The organism is Bacillus cereus group sp. BfR-BA-01316 (genome assembly GCF_022664195.1).
Taxonomy (GTDB): domain Bacteria; phylum Bacillota; class Bacilli; order Bacillales; family Bacillaceae_G; genus Bacillus_A.
In genome coordinates this window covers 59734-82932 of the sequence record NZ_JAKUGX010000020.1, presented here as the reverse complement: position 1 = coordinate 82932, position 23199 = coordinate 59734, and the positions used below count along the sequence as shown (strand labels likewise).

Below are 23199 nucleotides of genomic sequence, written 5' to 3'. Positions count from 1 at the left end.
TTAAAAGAATTCAATTTGAAGTTATCAAACCTTTCTCGGTAAGGAATTAATAGCAATTTGTTTAATTACAAAAAGAGTTGATTGTGAAACGTTGGAGGAGGCTAAGAGTGCGGTTAGTTTTATCAGGATATTATGGTTTTTATAATGTTGGGGACGAAGCAATTTTACAATCAATTATTAAAGCGCTGCATGAAGAGGATCCTACTCTTGAGCTTGTTGTACTTTCTAATGACCCCGACTATACAAGGGAAATGTACGGTGTAGAGGCGGTAAATCGTTGGGATATAAGAGCGATTTACCGAGAAATAAAGAAAAGTAATGGTTTAATTAGTGGAGGCGGTAGCCTCTTGCAAGATAAGACGAGTATAAGAAGTATTCTATATTATACAGGTATTATGCGGTTGGCTCTTTTGTTGAAAAAGCCGTATTATATTTATGCCCAAGGAATCGGGCCTATTACGAAGAAGCGAAATCGTTTATTGGTGAAATGGCATATATCAAAGTCTGAATATATATCAGTGCGTGATGAAGACTCTTTTTTGTACTTAAAAGAAATTGGTATTAAGAAAGACATCGAACTTGTTCCAGATCCAGTATTAGCTTGTATACCAGAAAAAAAGAAGACCAATTGGCTGCAAGAACATTCTTTACAAGGGAAAGTTGTTGCGGTTAGTGTACGGTACTGGGATGCAAAAGAAAATTATATGAAGAAGTTAGCAGGCACGCTAAAAAGACTTAAGCAAGAGGGATATCATATTTTATTTGTACCGATGCATGGTCCATTTGATCAAAATGCATCAAGGGAAATCATTAATTTGATGGGAGAAGAAGCACACATGCTCCCTTATAAAATGGATATTCATGAAAAAATCTCTATTTTATCAGAATGCTCCTTGCTAATCGGAATGAGACTCCATGCTCTTATATTAGCGGCAGTTGCTAATACTCCTATGATTGGCATTTCATATGATCCAAAGATCGATTCGTTTGTACAACAAGTAAACCAACCAAGTATTGGGAGTGTAGATGGAGGTTGGACGCCAGGGACACTATATAGCATGGCAATCAACCAAATAGAACAAAAAGAAGATATGCAAGAAACTTTAGGGAAAAGGGTAGAGGAATTACGAGAACAAATTTCAAGAGCATCCAAACATATTATTAGTGACTTACATGCAAAAGAGTCTATAAAAAGAGGGATGTAATCTTAGTTTTAGAGAGGTAGAGGGAAATTTCCTAGCTCTTTCTCCTTTTTGTAGTTGAAGGTAGTGATAAAAAAAGAGAAGGTACAAGTGAAATAATAACAATGTCGAAACCCATAATAGTTTAATTTATTATTTCCCACAAATAGCGGAATAAATAAGAAGAAGCCTCTTGTAAATTGTTTACAAGAGGCTTCTTTTATTGTTTAAACTTAAACATATCACCACTCAAATTCGAATCACTATACACAAACAATACCATGTTAATATTGTTGTCTTTAATGTATTGATATACATCCTTTTCGTGATAGTGACGGAGGTCGAGGATGGATGTGTGTTTGAAGCTTTGTGCTAAGTGAGGCACGATTGCATTTGCGAATGAGTCTTTTAGGACTAAAGCTCGTACATCATTTGGTGCATTGTTATTTTCGATAACGATTTCTGGATAGTCGTTTGTGTAATAGCCTGCATATGATGTTGTATCATTCTGTTTTTCTACGCCATATAGTTCATCTAGTGTGCGATATACAGTGCCATTTACATCTTTTGCGGCTACGCTCGTAAAGTTGAAACCGTCTTTCGGTGTGTAGTAGCATAGTTTTTCTCCAGTCGCATCGATTAGTTGGTATAGCTGGTTATTAAAGCTTCCGACTAGATGTTTATTAGGAGCGCACGTACGAGTGTAATCTTCTTTTTTTATTTCTTTTCCTTTATATATAGAAGATTGTTGCGCGATTGTGTTCATTATATATTGATAGCCTAAGAAGGCACCATCCATATTCCAGTGATGGTCTGTTTTGAAGTACATACTTTGTATTTCTTCATTTGTATAGTTTTTCTTAAAATGTTCCATGAGTTTAATTGGCTTTACGTCCGCTGGAAGTTTATTTAGAAAATAATTTAAATTTTCCTGTGCATATGTATGAATATGAGAAGGTAATTTAAATGATAATGCATTCGTTTTGGACGGTGGTAAGGCAAAGTAAAACTCAATGTTTTGTTCTTTTAAAAACTGAGATAAGTCTTTTACAGCTGGCATAGCTTGGTCAATCTCATTATATTTTGTAGTCCAAGCTGGGTTTTTTAGAAGCCATTTATCATCAGTTAGAATAATATCGTTAATGAGGGACTTGCCCATTTTAATTTGGGTAAGTGTATAGTTTTTTATGAGATCATCTCTTCCGATTAATTGATCGTTTGTATATGTCTCAAAGTCTTTAAAGAAACTACCATTTGCGAGAGCTTCTTTTGTAAGAGCTGGTTTTTGAGCGAGCGGACGATTTTCAACGGGCGAAACTGCTCGGTCAGTTTTGAGAAGCGATAATATGCCAAATGAAAAGATAATGGTGAGAAAACCGATAAATAGGACGATGTTCCCCAATTTTTTCATAATAACTTTTCCTTCCTACATAAGTTAAAACCTGAAGTAAATAAATGGATTATACGTCGAATTAATTAAATACATAATCGAAACCATAAATAATGTTAGCAATAATATAGGACGTACAACTTGCATCGTGAATATATACGTTTTGGGTGCAAGTTCTAATATGTTTTTAACACGTTTCAAAATTGGTGTCGCTGCGATAAAGGCAATGATAAATATGACAATGTATTCATGTATATATAGCATTGTGTTGTCATCGATGAAAGATTGCCTCTCTATGCCAAACATCGCTTTTAAATATTGGAACGAGTAGGCGAAGTTATCAGCTCGGAAGAAGACCCAACCGATCATAATGATGATTAGTACATATGCATGTTGCAGCGGCTTCCATAGCTTATTTAATATTTTCTCAAAACCAGCTTTTTCAATGGAAATAATAAAGCCGTAATATAATCCCCAAGCGATAAATGTCCAGCTTGCCCCGTGCCATAAACCGGTTAATCCCCATACGATGAAGAGGTTACGGTAATTTGCTAGTTTTGAAACACGGTTTCCGCCGAGCGGAATGTATATATAGTCGCGGAACCAAGAGCCTAGTGTAATATGCCATCTTCTCCAAAATTCTGAAATGGATTTCGAGATGTACGGAGAATTGAAGTTTTTTGGGAAATCAAATCCGAACATTTTCCCAATTCCAATTGCCATATCAGAGTATCCTGAGAAATCGAAATAAATTTGAAGCGTATAGGCGATAATACCGATCCAAGCCGTTCCAACGCTCATTTCAGATGGCGGTAAGGCGAATATTTTATCTGCGACAAATCCAACTTGGTTGGCGATTAACATTTTTTTTGCTAGTCCTAAGACGAAAATTTGAATACCTTCTGTAAATCGTTCAAAAGAATGGATGCGCGTTTTAATTTGCTCAGCAACGATATTGTAACGAACGATTGGTCCGGCAATAAGCTGCGGGAAAATTGATATATATAACGCTAAGTTAAGTGGATTCTTTTGAACATCTCCATCTTTACGGTATATATCGATGACGTATGACATCGCTTGGAACGTATAGAATGAAATTCCAATTGGTAGTGGAATAGGTTCCACATGAATAGATAAGTGTAATGTTTGATTTAAAATGTCTGTGAAAAATGAAATATATTTAAAATAAGAAAGTAATAAAATATTCCCGACCACAGCCATAATTAAAAATGTGACTTTCATATTTTTTCGTTTATCATAATGATGCACGAGTAGGCCGAAGCAGTAGTTTAATACAATAGAAAAGAGCATTAAGAGAACGAATCGTGGTTCTCCCCATGCATAGAAAATTAAACTAAATGCAAGTAATACGAAATTACGTAGCTCGGCACGCACTATAAAATAGAAAAATAATACGAGAGGTAAAAAGATAAATAAGAAAACAGAACTACTAAATACCAAAGGACTCTCCTCACTTTTTTCAAAATACATTTCGTGCAAAAAACCGACATATCTATTATATATTTTTTTATCCCGCAGTAACGGGCAGTAAGACTCCCATCTTAAAATTTGGTGAATGCGAGGAAGTTAGGTGGGAGATAACTGCCCGTAACTGCCCGATTGGTGTGGGCTAATAATCAGTGGGGGGATGGACAAAACACCCCCACTGATTAAAGTTTCACTTTATATAATAGCGCCTTTAATATTTTAGCATGTTAATAATTCGATTGAAATAATTATCCTATATAATAGAAGAAAAGGGGAGCGGAATCCTTTTGACACTCACTATTTGGATAAGATAAGATGAATAAGGTGTGATTTGTTTGGAAGGGAAGAGATGGTATGTTATTTAACTCATTTGAGTTTATTTTTTTATTTTTACCGATAGCATTTCTTTTATATTTTCTATTAAATAAATTTGGACATGCTACATTAGCGAAAGCTTGGCTCGTTGCGGCCTCTTTATTTTTCTATAGTTATTGGAATGTGAAATATTTACCGCTTATGTTAGTGTCGCTCATTGTGAACTACTTTATCGGAATGAGGCTCGTAAAACATAAGAGTAAATTTCTTTTAACAGTAGGATTAATATTTAATATTGGGATGCTTAGTTATTTCAAGTATTATGATTTTTTCTTACAAAATGTTAATGCATTAATTGGAACTCATTTTACATTATTATCATTAACGTTACCGCTCGCGATTAGTTTCTATACGTTTCAAAAGATCGCATTTTTAGTAGATACGTATCGCGGGGAAACGAAGGCATGTCATTTTCTTGATTACGCATTGTTTGTAACGTTTTTCCCGCAGCTTATTGCAGGGCCGATTGTGCATCATGCGCAAATTATGCCGCAGTTTGCGGATAGTAGTAAAAAGCGCTGGCAATCGAAGTATATCGTTCTTGGTATATTCGTATTTGCAGTTGGTATTTTCAAAAAGGTAGGTATTGCAGATGTATTATCACCCCTTGTACATGAAGGGTTTGATGTGCAGCAATCATTAACATTTGTCGAAGCGTGGCTTTCGTCGTTAGCGTTTACGTTCCAATTGTATTTTGATTTTAGTGGATATAGTGATATGGCAATTGGAATCGCTTTAATGTTTAATATTAAATTACCTCAAAACTTTAATTCACCGTATAAAGCAGTGAATATACAAGATTTTTGGCATCGTTGGCATATGACGCTTAGCCAGTTTTTAACGAAGTACGTATACATTTCTCTAGGAGGAAATCGAAAAGGAATTACGCGTACATACGTAAATATTATGATTGTATTTTTAATAAGTGGACTTTGGCATGGAGCTGGTTGGACATTTGTTTTTTGGGGATTCTTGCACGGCGCGGCTTCTGTTATTCATCGCTTATGGAGTAAAGCAGGAGGCCGCATGCCAGCCTTTGCTGGTTGGCTCGTTACGTTTTTCTTCATTAATATAACGTGGGTATTCTTTAGGGCAACATCGATGCATGATGCGGTGAAAGTGTTAAAAGGAATGTTCGGACTAAATGGAATCGAATTAGCAAATAGTGTATTCCCGGCATTTATAATAGAGAAGCTGCAATTTTTAAAAGAGTACGGTGTTTCATTTACAGAAGGGTACCATGTCTCTTTATTAGATCCGAAAATGGTAGCGTATATTTTCGGAGCGTTATGTATTAGTTTCTTCTTAAAAAATTCAATTCAGTTAAAAGACTCATTCCGTCCGAATGTATGGACTGCTTTATTTACTGCAGTATTGCTCGTATATAGCGTGTTACATTTAACGAGTATTAGTGAGTTTTTATACTTTAATTTCTAGGTGGAGAATATGAAAAACAAACATTGGCTTATTGTCGTTTTTGTATGTGTTTTTGTTCCTCTGGCAGGTGTCGGGATATTTAATAGCTATATAGATTCTCTTTGGTTATTCCCGCATAAAAATAAGTGGAATGATGTTCAGTACGGGTTTAACGAGAGACAGCAGAAAACAAATTATATAACATACCGTCCGTTTACATATGATGGAGTTATACTTGGAAGTAGTAGAACGACTTTTATTAACGAGAATGACTTCACCGGGTTAAACGCATTTAATTATGCGGTCAGCAGTACAGATCCGCGTGAGTATGATGCATATATTGAATATGCAAAAGAACAAAAAGGTAGTGAATTATCGTCAATTGTACTCGGTTTAGATTTTCTTGGAACGAACAAAAATAGAGAAATCGGCTTTGATAAACCGGAAGTGTATATTAATCAGGCACAAAGTTTATTGTACCCGATTAAATCGTATGTGAGTATGGACGGGATTACTTATTCAAAGAATACAATTGAAAACTCTATCCATCATAATACGGCTATTGATCGGTATAACCGAGAGAATATAAAATCGATGCGCGACTATACGAAAGAAGAACGCGATGCACAAGTAGCGTCGCAAGTCGATAAGTTTAGTAGAGAGATTTACGGCGGGAATTATGAGTATCAAAATATGAAAGAAATATTAGGAACAGTAAAGGCTCATAATCCGAACACGAAGTTTTATATTTTTACAACGCCTGTTTCAGAGCCTCTGTTCCGTACGATGATTCAATCAGGGCGATGGGAAGATTATAAAAGATGGCTTTATGACGCTGTAGATGTATTTGGAGAAGTTCATCATTTCATGTATCTAAATTCCGTTACAACGAATTTAGATAACTATATGGATGGGCATCATTTCAGACCGGAAGTTGGAAAGTTGATTGCGCATAAAGTTGTGAATGAAGAGGATAGTAATGTCCCGAAAGATTTCGGTATTGTGATTACGAAGGATAATATTGATGAGGTGTTGGAGCAGATTCATGCATCTTTTCAATAGGGGAAGCTTGAAAGGCTAGATCATATGTGATCTGGTCTTTTTTTATAGATTGCTGCTTTATCAAACTTTGTCGGTAAATCGATATCTTCTGTAGAATTGTTAATATAATTTCATGTATTACGTTCAAAAGAAGAAGCAGCATCCAAATGGATGCTGCTTCTTTTATTCCGCCTCTAAATCAACAATTAAGTAAGCGAGTATAACGACGAAGAAAATACTAACGGACGGCGCTGTTAATACGTGGCCGGACATAAAGCCGATTCCAAGCGATAGTACAATGGCGCTAGCTAATAGCATATATTTCACAGTTAATATTTTCTTGAAGTTTGTTATGATGCGAATGAATAATTTAATACCGAAGTATAGAAGCGGTATTAAGTAAATAAGGAAACCGACGATTCCGAATGCAAAGAATAGATCGTGGAAGTCCATTTCGATTAATTTAATTTTAACCGTATAGTTACCAGCATAGCCCATTCCGAATAATTTTTGTGATAGTGGTGCGTCTTTATAGTATTGTTTGTATACTTTTAAAAACTTATCGCGATCACTGTAAATTAAACTTTTGACCTCAGAGTCTGTTAGTTCACCTTTTGCGTGTCTTTTCTCTGCGTCTGGATCTTCTTTAATTACTTTTCCTTCTTTTCTATCCTTTTCTTCTTGTACTGATTTTTTGTATTCGTATATTTGCATGTGGATGCCCATATTTTTTGCGATAGGAGTATGCGGTGTAAGGGCAATTAAACCTCCTAGTACAATAGCGGCAACAACTGTATTTATGAGATATGTGAATCCTTTTCCTTCTTTTTTGCGATGAATCATATATTCAATGAATGAGAATAAAAGTGCTACGCCAAGCGTTAGAACAATTGCACCATACCCTACTTTCGTTCCGACCATAATACTTGCATACATGGCGAGTATTGTTGGAATCCAGTAATAGATTTTCGAGAAAGAAGTTGTTTTATGAATCGAATATAACACTACGATTGGGAACATAATTGCAAAAATAGAACTTAAATCATTTCCAGCAAAGAACCAACCTCTTGAACCGATCTTTGAGTGAGGATAGCTTGGGAAATCTGTACCCGTTTGCATTGCAACAATCAGTGTGATGCTTAAAATTAAAGTTGTATATAAGAAATATGTAATGATTTTATGAAACGTATATTCTTTATTTTTTAATTCTTTAAAGACGATAATATATCCAAACAGTAGCACAATTGGATATATGCTCTTTAAAATAAATTTCACTTCTTCGCCAAATGAAACTGGAGATTTAATCATCATATTATTTGCAAGACCAATTGCTAGTACGATCCCGAGTAGGCATAAATAGAGAATGTACTTTTTCGCCCCATGTTGTTTTCTATGAAGAAGTAGATAACCTAATGCAAGAAGCATAAAGGCGAAACGGACTACGATTCCAACTGTTGCGCTCATGTGTAATACATAGATTGAAAAAGACGTTAATAAATCTAAAATTGGTTGAAACACAATGAATAGCAATAGGAAATGCGGGAAGTAGTTATCCGTTTGTTTCAACTTATTAACCATATATTCCTCCATTTCTTCATTCCTTTAGTTCAATACCCAAGAGATGGGGATAAAAGCCTTATTTACATAATAAGGCGAATGAATTTCAATATTTATTTTTTTGCATCAAACTTAAGAATACACCATTTCATTGTAATGGTAAATAGATGAAAAGCATGGATAAACCGACTTTAATTTCTATATTTTTTAACGAAATTGTATGTTTTATACGGAGATATATACAAATTATGAGGTTATTAGACAGAAAATTAAGAAAAAAGAAGGATTTTTAATATGCTTTCTATAATTATATAAGTATAATCTTTATGTGAAAAGAGGGGTATATATAATGGAAGTAACAAGTAAAACAGAATCTGTTGTTGTGAAATATGAAGGGCGCGTAGCAACGGTTATGGTCAATCGCCCAGAGGTTTTAAATGCATTAGATGAACCAACGTTAAAAGAGTTATTACAAAAGTTGAAAGAAGTGGCGGAAAGTTCTGTTCACGTTGTTGTGTTATGCGGAAGTGGCCGTGGTTTTTCTGCGGGTGGAGATATTAAATCAATGCTTTCAAGTAATGATGAAAGTAAGTTTGAAGGCATCATGAATACAATTTCTGAAATCGTTGTGACGTTATATACGATGCCAAAGCTTGTTATTAGTGCAATTCATGGGCCAACTGCTGGACTTGGATTAAGTATTGCATTAACAGCTGATTATGTCATGGCAGATATATCATCAGTTATTGCGATGAACTTTATTGGAATCGCTTTAATTCCAGATGGTGGTGGCCATTTCTTCCTTCAAAAGCGCGTCGGTGAAAATATGACGAAGCAAATCATTTGGGAAGGGAAGAAATTATCAGCGACAGAAGCACTAGATATCGGTTTAATTGATGAAGTAATCGGTGAGGATTTCCAAACGGCTGTGAAGCAAAAAATTAATGAATGGTTACAAAAACCAATCAAGGCGATGATTCAGACGAAACAAATTTTATGTGAAGTAAATCGTTCTAATTTAGAACAAACGCTTCAGCTCGAAAAACGTGGTCAATATGCGATGAGACAAACAGCGGATCATAAAGAAGGTATTGCTGCTTTTCTAGAAAAACGTTTACCAGCATTTAAAGGGGAATAAAGTCAAACTTGAATCCGTGGGGTTTTGTTTATCATCCGCGGATTATTAGTTTTACTGCCCGTTAATTCGAGATAAAGTGAAGAAAGTGCTAACACATTTTAGTATAATTGTGTTAGCGCTTTTTTTAGGAGTAATAAATGAAGAAAATTATCGGTGTTATCGTTATTATTTTACTTACATATTATGCTTTGCATAGTACACCATCTCTTGCGGTACGGACTGCATTATTCTTTGAGGGACACCCAACTGTTGCTTTCTCTGGTGAAGTGAAGAAAGAACGGGATGTGAAAAAAGAGGCGATTCCTGATGAGTATCAAACCTTGTACGGCGATAAGAAAGAAGAACCAGAGCATTACTTCTTTCCGGTAGTAAGAGCGCACGGATCAGGAATTGATATGTTAAGTGCTTGTGTGAAAAAAGAGTGGTTTTTCTATAAAGCAGAGCTCGGGTGTTATTAAAAGTAGGAGGGTAAGTGATGTCAACTTATAACAGGTTAGTAAGAGATCGTGTCCCGGAGAAAATTTTAATGTCTGGAAAAACATATACAGCACAAAAATTAACAGGACAAGCTTACATACAAGCGTTAGCGAAAATTGGTACAGAAGAAATTCGTGAATTTGCTTCGATGAAAGAGCGTGAGCATGCGCTAGATTCACTTGCAGATGCACTTGAAGTTATTATTTCATTAGCACGTGCAGAAGGTGCAACAATTGAAGATGTAGAGCTTATTCGTAAGCAGAAAGAAGAAGAGCGAGGCGGGTTTACAAGAGGGATTTATTTGATGGACGTTTCGGAAGAGTAGTTTTATCCCGCTATTTGTGGGCAGTAAGACCCCCACCTCAAAATTCGGCGAATGCGAGGGAGTTAGGTGGGAGCCCTGCTGCCCGTAAACGCCCGATTGGTGAAGGCTAATAATAAGTGGGGGATGGACAAAACCCCCACTGATTAAAGTTTCACTTTATAGAAAAAGCACAGCGTTAATGCTGTGCTTTTTTTGTCATTAAGATTATGGTAAAGTGAATTTTATTACAATTTAGAAAATTAAACTATATTAGTAGAGGTTTTATAGTAAATTTTGTATACTGAATAGTAGAGAGAATGAGGAGGAAAACGACAATGGCACATCATGCAAAAGAAACGATGGAATTAATTAAAGAGCTTGTCTCTATTCCAAGTCCATCTGGAAACACGGCGAAAATTATTAATTTTATTGAAAACTATGTAAGTGAGTGGAATGTAGAGACGAAGCGTAATAATAAAGGTGCTCTTATTTTAACGGTTAAAGGGAAGAACGATGAGCAGCATCGTTTATTAACTGGACACGTTGATACGTTAGGTGCGATGGTGAAAGAAATTAAGCCTGACGGTCGTCTTCGTCTATCTATGATTGGTGGATTTCGCTGGAACTCTGTAGAAGGGGAATATTGCGAAATTGAAACGTCAAGTGGTAAGAAGTATACAGGTACAATTTTAATGCATCAAACTTCTGTCCATGTGTACAAAGATGCAGGAGAAGCGAAGCGCGATGAGAAAAATATTGAAGTTCGTATCGATGAGCGTGTGTTTTCAGCAGATGAAGTACGTGGGTTAGGAATTGAAGTAGGAGACTTCGTTTCATTTGATCCACGCGTTCAAATTACAAAGAGTGGATACATAAAATCACGTCATTTAGACGATAAAGTAAGTGTAGCAATTCTATTGAAATTAATTAAAAGATTGCAAGATGAAAAGGTAACATTACCATATACAACACATTTCTTAATTTCTAATAATGAAGAAATTGGGTACGGTGGAAACTCAAATATTCCAGAAGAAACGGTAGAATATTTAGCAGTTGATATGGGAGCGTTAGGTGATGGGCAAGCATCTGATGAATATACAGTATCCATCTGTGCGAAAGACTCTAGTGGTCCATACCATTACGCTTTACGTAAACATTTAGTTGAACTGGCGAAAGCGAACGCTATTGAATATAAAGTGGATATTTATCCATATTACGGATCAGATGCATCAGCTGCGATTCGCGCTGGATTTGATGTGAAACATGCATTAATTGGAGCTGGTATTGACTCTTCTCATGCATTTGAACGTACGCATGAAAGCTCGATTGCCCATACAGAAGCACTTGTTTATGCATATGTGTTATCAGAAATGATAGTAGAATAGTGAGAGGGTGGTTGATTCTATGAATCAGCCACTTTTTTGTGTATAAAAGCTACTTTAATTGTATTTTATTTTACAATATTAAGAAAGTAGGTTTACTACAGAATTCTAGTATTATAAAATGATAGAGGCGCACTAATTTTTTTTGTTCATTTTTGCCATAATTTATATATTAAGATTTAGCGTTTTTGAACGTTGATTTTCGAGAGGAGTATTATTATTTATGAAGTATCGTGCAGTCGCGGCAGGTATTTTAGCCGCAAGTTTATTATCGTCTCCAGTTAGTAGTTTCGCAGCAGCGAAGAAGTTTTCGGATGTTCCTACATGGGCGCAAGAATCAGTTGATTATTTAGTAGGGAAAAATGCGCTTGATGGAAAACCAGATGGAACATTCGCTCCATTTGAAGCAGTAGACAGAGGATCAGCTGCAAAGTTATTGGCGACCGTTCTTGGTTTACAAATTGATCCAAAAGCGAAACCATCTTTTAAAGATTCACAAAATCATTGGGCAGCACCATATATTGCTGCAGTAGAAAAAGCAGGTGTAGTTAGTGGAGATGGTACTGGGAATTTCAAGCCATCAAGCCAAATTAACCGTGCATCTATGGCGGCTATGCTTGTACAAGCATATTCATTAGATAAGAAAATTATTGGAGAACTTCCAACACAATTTAAAGATTTGGAAAAGCATTGGGGTAAGGAAAAAGCTAATATTTTAGTAGCTTTAGAGATTTCAATGGGTACAGGAAATGGCTGGAATCCTGATGGTACTGTAAGCCGTGCTGAAGCAGCTCAGTTTATCGCAATGGCAGATAAAAATAAAACAAATACATCGAAAAGAATGTATATGAATAGAAACTTTATTACATATCATCAAGCATCATTATCATCTGGTATTACTGACACTCAACATCAACCACAAATGATTGAAGTGAAAGAGCAAAGAACGGATGGCTGGATGAAGATTGCAACAAGTAAAGGTGACAAGTGGACACCTTTAACAGAGAAAACAGATGTGATTAATGAAGGATTTACTGCATACGAACAAGCTTCACATGGGTCTAAAGTGCTAGGTACATATAATGCACAAAAAGTAACTGTTATTGAAGAAAATGGTAGCTGGATTCGTATTCGCATGGGCGCTGGCTTCCAATGGGTTGATAAAAATCAATTAAATCCAGTGAAGCAAGAGAATTTCTTAGAAGGAAAAGCAATTATTATTGATCCGGGGCATGGTGGGGTTGATCCTGGACATGGTGGTGTAAACATGGATGAAAGTGCTATTGTACTAGATACATCTTTACGCGTGCAAAAATTATTTGAACAAAAGACTCCATTCACTGTTTTATTAACACGTAACAATGATACAAGACCCGGAAATACTGCTAGTGATTCTTTAAAGAAACGTGTAGAATTTGCGCAAGAAAATAACGGTGATATTTTCGTAAGTATCCATGCAAATGGCTACAATAACCAAGTAGAAGGAACGGAAACATACTACTATAGATCAGCACCAAATCCAAACTCAGAAGAAAGCCGTGTACTAGCAGAAAAAGTACAAAAACGTCTAGTGAACGCACTTCAATCAAATGATAGAGGTGTAAAAACAGATGACTTCTATGTAGTTAAATATAATACAATGCCTGCTATTTTAACTGAATTAGGTTTCATCGATGCGAAAGGCGAAGGTGAAAAACTATCTTCAGAAAAATGGAGACAACGCGCAGCAGAAGCAATTTATGCTGGCATTCTAGATTACTATGAATGGCAAGGTAAAGACGTATCTTCTTACCGTTAATAATAGAGATAACTTTAGAATGTAAATATGAAAGAGATTGCCGAGAGGCAGTCTCTTTTAATTTATCAGTTCCTGACAGAAGACTCCCACCTCAAGGAATGGATAGGACATGGTTCGATGAGTAGGTGAGAGATGAATGGCGGTTAGGCAGAATCCTAAAGGTTCTTCTTGTTAAAGATTTGCTACGAGGTAACAGAATAAGTTTGTCAAGAAGGTAAATGGGGTAGTTCAATAAATGAATTATAAAGGTTTCTCTTTATTTCGGGCATGTGATATCATTTAATTTTACGCAAAAAGGTATTCGAGTAATTGTGATCATAACAATTTTAAACGATAAAGGATGATAATAGATTGAGTAATTATAGTAAAACACCTGCATGTATATATACGTATGCATTTCGTGAGGATGAGCGTTCTTTATGCTACTTGGAAATGCGTTCATTGTTCGGAATGGAGTCTCACGTTAACATTTTGAAAAGTGATGTCAAAATTGATCCAAGCAGAAGTCCGTTTATTAAAGAGCGAGTTGAAGTTATGTATGAAGGAGACGACTTAGAAAGTATCTTGAAACAAGTGGAACAAATTGACTTGGCGGGAGCGACGTTCAAAGTCATCTTCGTTAAAATTAATGACCTTGTTGGAGAGAATAAAATTGAATATGGAGAAAGACGTCTTATTGAGCGAGACCTCGGCATGCATATTGAAGGAGAAGCAGACGTTCGTAATCCAGAGCGTGCATTCGGGATTGTTCCTCTTGGAGGACGTTGGTACTTCGGACACTATGTAGAAAGTGATCCGGTTTGGTATCAGCACATAAAAAAACCGCATAGCTATTCGACATCACTGAGCACACGTGTTGCTAGAGCTGTCGCAAATATCGCTGTACCAAATCCAGAGGGAGTACGAGCAATTGATCCGTGCTGCGGCATTGGAACAGTAGTAGTAGAAGCACTTTCTATGGGGATTAACATCGTCGGTAGAGATATAAATCCACTTGTGGTTCTTGGAACGAGAAAAAACATCGCACATTTCGGGTTTGAAGGAACAGTAACAAAAGGCCCAATTGAAGAACTTACTGAGAACTACGACGTCGCAATTATCGATATGCCGTACGATCTATTTACGCACGCAACACCAGAAGATCAACTCTCAATTCTCTCAAGTGCGCGCCGCATTGCAAAAAAAGTAGTCGTTGTAACGATGGAAACAATGGACGACATGATTCATGAAGCCGGATTCGAAATTACAGATCGTGGCGTCGCAAAAAAAGGAACATTCTCTAGACAAATTCTTGTTTGTGAATAGGAAATGAAGGTCACCCGCTTGGGTGACCTTTTTTGATTTGTGGTTTGCATCACTATGTGTACAATTTTATGGTGTGGAATGGATTGGTAGATTCAGCTTTGACTATTCATTTAGTTGGTTGAATAGGGGGCTGGTTTGTTGTGATTTGTCGGTAAGTCGATATATTTGAAAAATCGTTGATATATTAAGAGAATCGGTCAATATCATTTTGTTAGTGAATTACTTTTCTTTGATTTTCTCTTGATGCTCGGTTAGTAAATTGCGCAAGACGTGTCCGCGGTAGCTTTCTAGCTTCCGTCCTTCCAAATAACGAACACCTAATTTTTTAAGCTCAGCTACGTACCAGCCCTTTGTTCCGTAATACATGAGACCACTTCCTTTTTTTCTTTTGAACAGTATATGTGCCGGGGCGGGAGAATTTTCTTTTTTTATTCATGAAATTTGCGAAAGTGAACATTGAATATTCAGTCTACTTGTATTATGATTAACTTATTATCGGATGACAGTGATTAGCCTCTCTGTAAGCCCGAATGCTTTTTTGAAAATGAATAGAGGAACAACACTTCTTTCCACTTGAACTTCCTTAGCAGGAGGACGAGCCATAAGGATAGGGGCAGTAAAATTCAATGCAGTTGTATGCGTTGTTTTTCTGGCTCTTTTTATTTTTTTATTTAAAGTAGGAGGGGATTTTAAGAAAGCGTTATCAATGAAATATGGTGTACGTTCACGCTAATGGAGGGGCTGGTGAATTGTTTGGCTAAAGAGAAAAAGGAGTTACAGAAGGATTTAAAAACTCGGCATATAACAATGATTTCGATTGGCGGGGTTATCGGGGGCGGTTTGTTTGTAGGAAGTGGAACGATTATTCAATCGACGGGTCCAGCAGCGATTTTGTCCTATATTATCGGCGCTTTAATGGTTGTGCTCGTGATGCGGATGTTAGGAGAGATGGCAGCAGAAAATCCTGATAGCGGTTCTTTCGCAACGTATGCGAACAAAGCAATTGGGCCGTGGGCAGGGTATACGATTGGTTGGTTATATTGGTTTAACTGGGTCATTATTATCGCAATCGAAGCGGTGCTTTTAGGCGTGATGATTAACAATTGGTTCCCTTCGGTTCCAGCATGGCTGGCGAGTTTATGTATGGTCCTTTTAATGACGATGACGAATGTATATTCAGTAAAATTGTACGGTGAGTTTGAATATTGGTTAGCATTTATTAAAGTTATTGCGATTGTTGCGTTTTTAATTTTAGGAATTTCTATGTTTTTTGGACTTGTTCCAGGGGTGGAGAGACCGAGTCTTGCTATTATTACGGAACACGGTGGGTTCTTCCCGAATGGAATTGTCCCTGTCTTACTGAGCGTTGTGTTTATTTCTTTCTCTTTATCGGGAAGCGAAGTAGCCGCTATTGCAGCCGGGGAATCGGAAGATCCAGAGAAGAATGTTATAAGAGCTATTAATAGTGTAGTATGGCGACTTATGCTTTTCTTCGTAGGGTCGGTAACAATTTTAGTTATGTTTATTCCGTGGACGGATAAGGAGTTATTAAAACTTCCGTATGCAAGTTTATTTAATATGGCAGGAGTACCTGCAGCCGCAGAAATTATGAATGGTGTTGTATTTCTATCGCTACTTTCCGTTATGAATTCAGGTATATATACGAGTTCGCGTATGCTATTTTCACTTGCTAAAAAAGGTGATGCTCCGGCTAGTTTCTCACGGTTAAATAGTAGAGGGACACCGGTTGTAGCGATATATGCAAGCATCGTATTTGCATTTATTTGCGCGATGTTGAAATTTATATCTCCTGATAAACTGTTCGCATTTTTAGCGAATAGTTCAGGCGGGGTAACGATGCTGATGTATATGTTCGTTGCCGTTTCACATGTCAGGTTAAGACGAGAAAGGGAAAGAGAAGGGGCTGGAAAGCTGAAAGTGAAAATGTGGTTATTCCCTTATCTCACATATGCAACGCTTTTAATGATTATTACGATATTTGTTTCACAAGCATTTATAGCCGATATGCGTATGCAGTTTTACATGACGTTACTAGCTACGGCCCTAGTAATAATAAGTTATTTTCTAAGAGTTAGAAAGTTCGATAAGCAAAAGTTGAATAATTTTACGATTATAAAAGATTCGGAAGTTAGCATAGAGAAAGAATAAGAAAAGGGGTATGTTCCATGTTGAAAGAGAAGAAGGATATTACAACTACAAAATCTAGCATATTACATGAAAGAAGAAAAAATGCGGTGCCAGAAGGGCCTTACAATATTACAGAGTTGTATGTGCAATCAGCAAAGGGCGCGATTATTACAGATGTGGATGGCAATGAGTTAATCGACTTTGCGGGCGGAATTGGTATGCAAAACGTCGGGCATTGTCATCCAAAAGTAGTAAAGGCGATTCAAGATCAAGTGGAATCTTCTATTCATAGTTGTTTTCACGTAGCGCCGTATGAAAGTTATATTGCATTAGCTGAAAGACTGAATGAGTTAACACCAGGAGATTTTAAGAAAAAAACGATGTTTGCGAATAGCGGTGCTGAAGCAGTAGAAAATGCGGTGAAGATTGCTAGAAAAGCAATGGGAAGAAGCGCGATTGTTTCGTTTGAGCGTGCATATCACGGGCGTACACTTTTGACGATGTCACTGACAAGTAAAGTGAAACCGTACAAGCATGGATTTGGACCGTTTGCATCAGAAGTATACAAATTACCATATCCGTACTATTACCGCGCTGAAGAAGGACTGACGCCAGAAGAAGTAGACGCGCAAATTTTAGCGTATTTCGAACGCTTTATGTTAGAGGAAGTAGCAAGTGATAATATCGCTGCAATTATTTTGGAGCCACTTCAAGGAGAAGGCGGGTTTATCGTTCCGACGACTACGTTCATGCGAGGTGTCCGAAATATTTGTGATAAGTATGGAATCATTATGATTGCGGATGAAATTCAAACTGGTTTTGCTCGTACGGGAAGCTTATTTGCAATGGATCATTTCGGCGTAGCTCCTGATTTAATGACATTTTCAAAATCTATCGCTGCTGGAATGCCGCTTAGCGCAATAACAGGAAGAGCGGATTTGATGGATGCACCCGGGCCAGGTCAATTAGGCGGTACTTTTTCAGGGAGCCCGTCTGCTTGCGTGGCTGCATTAGCTGTTTTAGATGTAATAGAAGAAGAGAATTTAGTAAAGCGTGCTGTAGAAATTGGTGCACGCATGATGGAAGTGTTTAATAGCTGGAAAGATAAATACGAACTAATTGGTGATGTCAGGGGCCTTGGCGCTATGACTGCAATCGAGCTTGTGAAGGATAAAGAGACGAAAGAGCCAGCAGCAGAAGAGGTTAAAGCGATTATGAAGGAAACGCATAGTAAAGGGGTCATTACGATAAGCGCTGGTATTTATAGTAATGTACTTCGCTTCTTGCCGCCTCTCGTTATAACAGATGAACAGCTTGAAGAAGGGCTTACTATTTTAGAAGCTGCTATTGCGAAACTATCAAAATAAAAATGGTGGGGGCAGGGGAATGAGGTTTTTCAATTATATAAACGGTGAGTGGAGAGAACCTTCTACGAATGCATACGTTAAAAATTATAATCCGCATAACGGGGAAGTGCTAGATGAATTCCCGTTTAGTTCAGTAGAAGATACACGAGTAGCAATCGCATCAGCGAAAGAAGCGTTTCATAAATGGCAAAAGTTATCGTTTCAAGAAAGAGCAAGTTATTTATGGAAAGCGGCAGCTATTTTAAAAGAAAAGGTAAATGAAATTGGTCTAGATGTAACAAGCGAAGAAGGAAAGACGATTGCGGAAGGAATAGGAGAGACGAAGCGAGCGATTAGCATTCTTGAATATTATGCCGGGGAAGCAAATCAGCCGATCGGAGAGCTCATCCCGTCTGCTAATGAAAGTACAATGCTTTACAGTAAACGTGTAGCAGTAGGACCAGTTGGATTAATTACGCCATGGAACTTTCCAATTGCGATTCCAGCGTGGAAAATGGTGCCGGCACTAATTTACGGAAATACAATTGTCATTAAGCCGGCTGAAGTTACGCCAAAATCTGTGTACCATCTTGTAAATGCTTTTCATGAGGCTGGCATTCCAGCAGGTGTTATAAATTGTGTGTTCGGCAAAGGCTCTGAAGTTGGAGCTGAATTAACGGGAAATCCGGATATAAAAGCGGTATCCTTTACTGGTTCTAATCACGTTGGAAATATTATTCAGAAAGCAGCGATTGAAACTAGGAAAAAAGTCCAATTAGAAATGGGCGGAAAAAATCCGTTAGTTGTATTAAAAGATGCCGATATTGAAAAGGCGGTAAATATTGCGATAAAAGGTGCGTTTATGTCAACAGGGCAAAAATGTACCGCAACAAGTAGAGTAATAGTCGAAGAGGACATTTATGAAGCGTTCAAGGGTCGACTATTGCAGCGCACGGAAGCTCTTACAGTTGGGAACCCGCTAGAACCGGATACATTTATGGGGCCATGTGTTTCCAAGGGTCAGCAGCAATCTATTTTATCAATGATTGAAGTAGGAAAAGGAGAGGCTTCTTTACTTTATGGAGGCAGCGTGCCGGACGAAGCTGAACTGCAGCGAGGGTGTTATGTTTTACCGACCATTTTTGAAAATGTCGATAAAGATGCACGGATTGCAAAAGAAGAGATTTTCGGCCCAGTTATATGTTTATTTAAAGTGAATAGTTATGAAGAAGCAGTTTCTTTAGCGAACGATACAGAATACGGACTAAGTGCATCGATTTGTACGAATAATTTAAGTTTATCGCAAAGGTTTATTGATGATATGGAAGTAGGAATGGTTCATGTGAATTCAGAAACTGCCGGAGCAGAACCACAAGTTCCGTTTGGCGGAATGAAAAACTCTAGTGCTGGACCACGTGAACAAGGAAAAGCGGCGAAAGAATTTTACACGAGAATAAAGACAGTATACGTAGATCAAGTATAAGTGATAAAAAACATAGTAACGGAGGATGAAATATGCGTAAAGGGACATTTTTTATGGCAGGACACTCGAGACTTCCGAAAGGGATGGCTGTTCGCAGTATGTATGAAACACTAACAATTACAATTGAGGCAGATCATAAATATCATGTCATTATTGAAGCGTCATGTACGCTTGCGACAGAGCATGGTAGAGACTTCGTCGCTCAAATGTTGAGAGGACATAGTTTGCAAGATGGTATTGAAGAAATTGTTCAAGATATTATGGAACATTATCAAGGAAAAGCGCAAAATGCTATCGTCAGTGCGGTAAAAGATTTACATCGCCAATACGTAAGTTATTTAAATGATGAACAGCCCAGGGGAGAGTACGAGGAAACAACACCATAAAAACTGTCTAGTTTACAACCATAAACGAGAGCCAGTTGTATTTCTTTTAAAGAGATACGACTGGCTTATTTTATTGAGGAGGCAAGAACTATGAAAAAGTTAAATGAAGTTCAAGTTGTAAAACAAGAGACGAAAAAAAGAGGGTGTGGGGAAAGTAAGGGGATTTGTAAAATGTGTAAAGTATGTAGAGAAAATAGTAAAAAACGAATTGACAGTTAGAATATTTTGAATTATTATTTAATTAATAAGATCCATACGAGAAATTAGCCTTCTCTATATCCGATCTTGCTTTCCTGTTTTACAAATATTTTCATACAAACTGTCTATTATTATTGTACTTTAAGAGATTAAAGAACACTCGTAATTATGAGCCAGTTGTACGTTTCTACGGTTTTATTTCGTGGATGCGTATGACTGGCTTTTTCGATGTTAGGGCAGTAAGACCGAATCTCAGCATAAGAAGATAAGGATAACTGTCTGTAAAAAACGTCAATAAGTTCTTCATATTTAAATTAGGGAGGAATTGAAATGTCGATTATTACAGAACAAAGTACGAAGATGAAATTTGCAAAGAAATATGAGGGATATGAGATTGTTCCTCATCCAGAGCATAAGCGTTTATACCATATTGTGTTAAATCAGCAATTGCTTAAGCAGTTTTTTGAAGATGTAAAAGAGCATTCAGAGCAATCATTACAATACATTCCGTATTCTCGATTTAATCTTGCTGATGGAATGAGAAAGATTTTTGGGCAATCATTTATGGATAACATTCGCGGCATTGTTCATGACCGTGAAACAGGCGGATTTACAATTGGGGTACAAGGTGAAACGTCAGATCCAGCAGACTACGTGAAATTTGCAACAGCATTAACACATTTAATCGGGGAGCCAAACTTTGATGCAATGACAGGAACGTATTATGCTAGATTTAATGTGAAAGATACGGATAGTAGTGATTCTTATCTTCGTCAAGCGTACCGATTGTTTACGCTTCATACAGACGGTGCATTCGTTGATGAACCGACAGATTGGCTTCTTATGATGAAAATTGAAGAGCAAAATACAGTAGGAGGGGAATCTCGTTTACTACATTTAGACGATTGGGAAGATCTTCAAAAATTTAGAGATCATTCGCTCGCATCTGTTAAGGTTACGTATAAAGCACCACCAAGTAAAAATGCGCAAGAAATCGTCTATCGTGAAACATTTTTTGATGTAAATAACGCACCATGTATTTGTTTTATTGATCAGTTCGCTTATCCAGATAATATTGAACAAGCAAACTATCTGAAAGACTTATCATATTCTGTTGAAAATTCGCCAGCAACACATGCATTAAAATTACCAATTGGTGACTTAGTTCTTTTAAACAACTTATTTTGGATGCACGGAAGAGCTGCGTTTGAGAAAAATAAAGATTTATATAGAGAACTAATGCGTCAACGTGGTTGTTTTTCTAAATAATATGTACGGCGGGTCTTAAAAAAGGCCTGCCTTTCATCATATTAAGGGGGAAGTAGGATGTATGACTTTATAATTATTGGCGGAGGAATTGTTGGCCTTTCAACTGGAATGGCTTTAACGAAAAAATTCCCTCGTGCGAAAATCGCGATCATTGAAAAAGAAAAGGAACTTGCACATCATCAAACTGGACATAATAGCGGAGTAATTCATTCTGGAATTTACTATAAACCAGGGAGTTATAAAGCGAAGTTTGCCAAAGAAGGAAATGCAGCTATGGTTCAATTTTGTAAAGAAAATGACATCGCTTATGACATGTGCGGGAAAGTAATTGTCGCTACAGAAAAGGACGAACTTCCTCTTTTACATAACTTATATGAAAGAGGCTTACAAAACGATTTACATATTTCAAAAATAGATAAGGAAGAATTAGCTGAAATTGAACCTCATGTAAAGGGACTTGGGGCAATCCGTGTTCCTTCTTGCGGGATTGCTGATTATAGAGGAGTAAGTTATGCGTTTGCTCGCTTAATTCAAGAAAGCGGGGGAGAAGTACATTTAGGAACAGCGGCGGAGCGTATTACTGAGAAGAAAGACGCTGTAACAATTGAGACAAATCAAGGTGTATTTAAAACGAAATTTCTTATTAACTGCGCTGGATTACATAGCGATCGTATTGCGAAAAAGACAGGAATATTAACGGATATGAAAATCGTTCCGTTCCGCGGTGAATATTATGAACTTGTCCCAGAAAAACGCCATCTTGTAAAACATTTAATCTATCCAGTTCCAAATCCAGAATTTCCGTTTTTAGGTGTTCATTTTACAAGAATGATAAACGGAGACGTACATGCAGGACCAAATGCCGTATTAAGCTTCAAACGCGAGGGCTATACGAAAACAGACTTCAACATAAAAGACTTCATGGAAACAATGACATACACAGGATTTTGGAAAATGGCGATGCCAAATATGAAAGAAGGCATAAAAGAAATGGTGCGCTCATTTAGTAAACAATCATTCTTGAAAAGCTTGCAGCGCTTAATACCAGAACTTACAGAAAAAGATATCGTACCAACCCATGCAGGTGTAAGGGCACAAGCCATTTTATCAAACGGAAATATGGTTGATGACTTCTGCATTATCCCTGGCATCAATTCTCTGCATATTTGCAACGCACCGTCTCCGGCGGCAACAGCAAGTATAAAGATTGGTGAGGAGATTGCTAAGCAAGTGCCGGATGTGGTGGCGGTTAGGGTTTGATGGGTCCCCCGAGTTTTTGGGGGATTTTTTTTGTTGGGTCCTTTTGGGCATCGGCCGGGACCGGGTGCGGGAGTGGTTGGTGAATATGGGGTGTGAAAACGAGGGAATTGTCGATAAGTCGATAAGTTGTGTCGAATCGCCGATATATTCGGAGCTGCGGTCGATATAATTGAATAATCGTTGATATATTTTTGTAGAGTGTGGGGTTGGTTGTAGGTTGGAAATGCGTATGTTTCTACCATTAATGTTCGTTAATA

General features: G+C 37.3%; 19 protein-coding genes and 1 pseudogene. 16 read left to right on the top strand and 4 right to left on the bottom strand.

Features of this window, described 5'->3' with window-relative positions; all coding sequences use genetic code 11:
• The first annotated feature begins 107 nt into the window (after positions 1-107).
• Positions 108-1205 carry a polysaccharide pyruvyl transferase CsaB gene (gene csaB, locus MR071_RS16045; protein ID WP_242236902.1) on the top strand — a complete coding sequence of 366 codons (1098 nt, stop codon included), beginning with the start codon at positions 108-110 and terminating at the stop codon, positions 1203-1205.
• A 196-nt stretch (positions 1206-1401) separates the two neighbouring features.
• Here the strand turns inward: csaB and patB1 are convergent, their stop codons facing one another.
• The gene (gene patB1 / locus MR071_RS16040) at positions 1402-2592 is read right to left on the bottom strand and encodes a secondary cell wall polysaccharide O-acetyltransferase PatB1 (RefSeq protein ID WP_242236899.1); all 1191 of its coding nucleotides are present in this window, start codon (positions 2590-2592) and stop codon (positions 1402-1404) included.
• Between the two features lie 24 nt (positions 2593-2616).
• On the bottom strand, positions 2617-4032 hold the full coding sequence (locus tag MR071_RS16035; RefSeq protein ID WP_242236897.1) for an MBOAT family O-acyltransferase: 1416 nt from the start codon (positions 4030-4032) through the stop codon (positions 2617-2619).
• A gap of 381 nt (positions 4033-4413) precedes the next feature.
• Here MR071_RS16035 and MR071_RS16030 point away from each other — a divergent pair, with 381 nt between their 5' ends.
• Together MR071_RS16030 and MR071_RS16025 are read left to right on the top strand one after the other, a co-directional pair.
• The gene (locus MR071_RS16030; protein WP_242236894.1) at positions 4414-5871 is read left to right on the top strand and encodes an MBOAT family O-acyltransferase; all 1458 of its coding nucleotides are present in this window, start codon (positions 4414-4416) and stop codon (positions 5869-5871) included.
• Positions 5872-5880: 9 nt separating this feature from the next.
• Positions 5881-6912 (top strand): hypothetical protein, encoded by a 1032-nt coding sequence (locus MR071_RS16025; protein ID WP_242236891.1) that lies wholly within the window; start codon positions 5881-5883, stop codon positions 6910-6912.
• 162 nt (positions 6913-7074) lie between these two features.
• Here the strand turns inward: MR071_RS16025 and MR071_RS16020 are convergent, their stop codons facing one another.
• On the bottom strand, positions 7075-8469 hold the full coding sequence (locus MR071_RS16020) for an O-antigen ligase family protein (RefSeq protein WP_242236888.1): 1395 nt from the start codon (positions 8467-8469) through the stop codon (positions 7075-7077).
• Between the two features lie 328 nt (positions 8470-8797).
• Here MR071_RS16020 and MR071_RS16015 point away from each other — a divergent pair, with 328 nt between their 5' ends.
• The 6 genes from MR071_RS16015 (at position 8798) to MR071_RS15990 (ending at position 14852) form a co-directional block, all read left to right on the top strand.
• Positions 8798-9586, top strand: coding sequence for an enoyl-CoA hydratase (locus MR071_RS16015; protein ID WP_105585733.1), 789 nt, complete (start codon positions 8798-8800; stop codon positions 9584-9586).
• Positions 9587-9723: 137 nt separating this feature from the next.
• Positions 9724-10044, top strand: a complete 321-nt coding sequence (locus MR071_RS16010; protein WP_016103859.1) for a hypothetical protein — start codon at positions 9724-9726, stop codon at positions 10042-10044.
• A gap of 17 nt (positions 10045-10061) precedes the next feature.
• A complete protein-coding gene (locus tag MR071_RS16005; RefSeq protein WP_242236885.1) occupies positions 10062-10388 on the top strand; it encodes a nucleoside triphosphate pyrophosphohydrolase in 327 nt (108 codons plus the stop codon).
• Between the two features lie 314 nt (positions 10389-10702).
• Entirely contained in the window at positions 10703-11752 is a 1050-nt protein-coding gene (locus MR071_RS16000) for a M42 family metallopeptidase (protein WP_242236882.1), read from the top strand.
• A 220-nt stretch (positions 11753-11972) separates the two neighbouring features.
• Positions 11973-13547: an N-acetylmuramoyl-L-alanine amidase gene (locus MR071_RS15995; protein WP_242236880.1), complete on the top strand. Its 1575-nt coding sequence runs from the start codon at positions 11973-11975 to the stop codon at positions 13545-13547.
• 351 nt (positions 13548-13898) lie between these two features.
• Positions 13899-14852: a TRM11 family SAM-dependent methyltransferase gene (locus MR071_RS15990; protein ID WP_242236876.1), complete on the top strand. Its 954-nt coding sequence runs from the start codon at positions 13899-13901 to the stop codon at positions 14850-14852.
• A gap of 219 nt (positions 14853-15071) precedes the next feature.
• Here MR071_RS15990 and MR071_RS15985 read toward each other — a convergent pair.
• Positions 15072-15288, bottom strand: a pseudogene (locus tag MR071_RS15985) (YflJ family protein).
• A 308-nt stretch (positions 15289-15596) separates the two neighbouring features.
• On the opposite strand from MR071_RS15985, the gene MR071_RS15980 reads away from it, so the two are divergent.
• The 7 genes from MR071_RS15980 (at position 15597) to lhgO (ending at position 22942) form a co-directional block, all read left to right on the top strand.
• Entirely contained in the window at positions 15597-17021 is a 1425-nt protein-coding gene (locus MR071_RS15980; protein ID WP_242236873.1) for an amino acid permease, read from the top strand.
• Between the two features lie 17 nt (positions 17022-17038).
• Positions 17039-18367: a 4-aminobutyrate--2-oxoglutarate transaminase gene (gabT, locus tag MR071_RS15975; RefSeq protein WP_242236870.1), complete on the top strand. Its 1329-nt coding sequence runs from the start codon at positions 17039-17041 to the stop codon at positions 18365-18367.
• A gap of 19 nt (positions 18368-18386) precedes the next feature.
• Entirely contained in the window at positions 18387-19829 is a 1443-nt protein-coding gene (locus MR071_RS15970; RefSeq protein ID WP_242236868.1) for an aldehyde dehydrogenase family protein, read from the top strand.
• 32 nt (positions 19830-19861) lie between these two features.
• Positions 19862-20215, top strand: a complete 354-nt coding sequence (locus MR071_RS15965) for a DUF3870 domain-containing protein (protein WP_242236864.1) — start codon at positions 19862-19864, stop codon at positions 20213-20215.
• Positions 20216-20305: 90 nt separating this feature from the next.
• On the top strand, positions 20306-20434 hold the full coding sequence (locus MR071_RS25490; protein WP_255834269.1) for a hypothetical protein: 129 nt from the start codon (positions 20306-20308) through the stop codon (positions 20432-20434).
• 309 nt (positions 20435-20743) lie between these two features.
• Positions 20744-21682 carry a glutarate dioxygenase GlaH gene (gene glaH, locus MR071_RS15960; protein WP_242236861.1) on the top strand — a complete coding sequence of 313 codons (939 nt, stop codon included), beginning with the start codon at positions 20744-20746 and terminating at the stop codon, positions 21680-21682.
• 57 nt (positions 21683-21739) lie between these two features.
• Positions 21740-22942, top strand: a complete 1203-nt coding sequence (lhgO, locus tag MR071_RS15955; RefSeq protein ID WP_242236859.1) for an L-2-hydroxyglutarate oxidase — start codon at positions 21740-21742, stop codon at positions 22940-22942.
• The last annotated feature ends 257 nt before the right edge of the window (positions 22943-23199 follow it).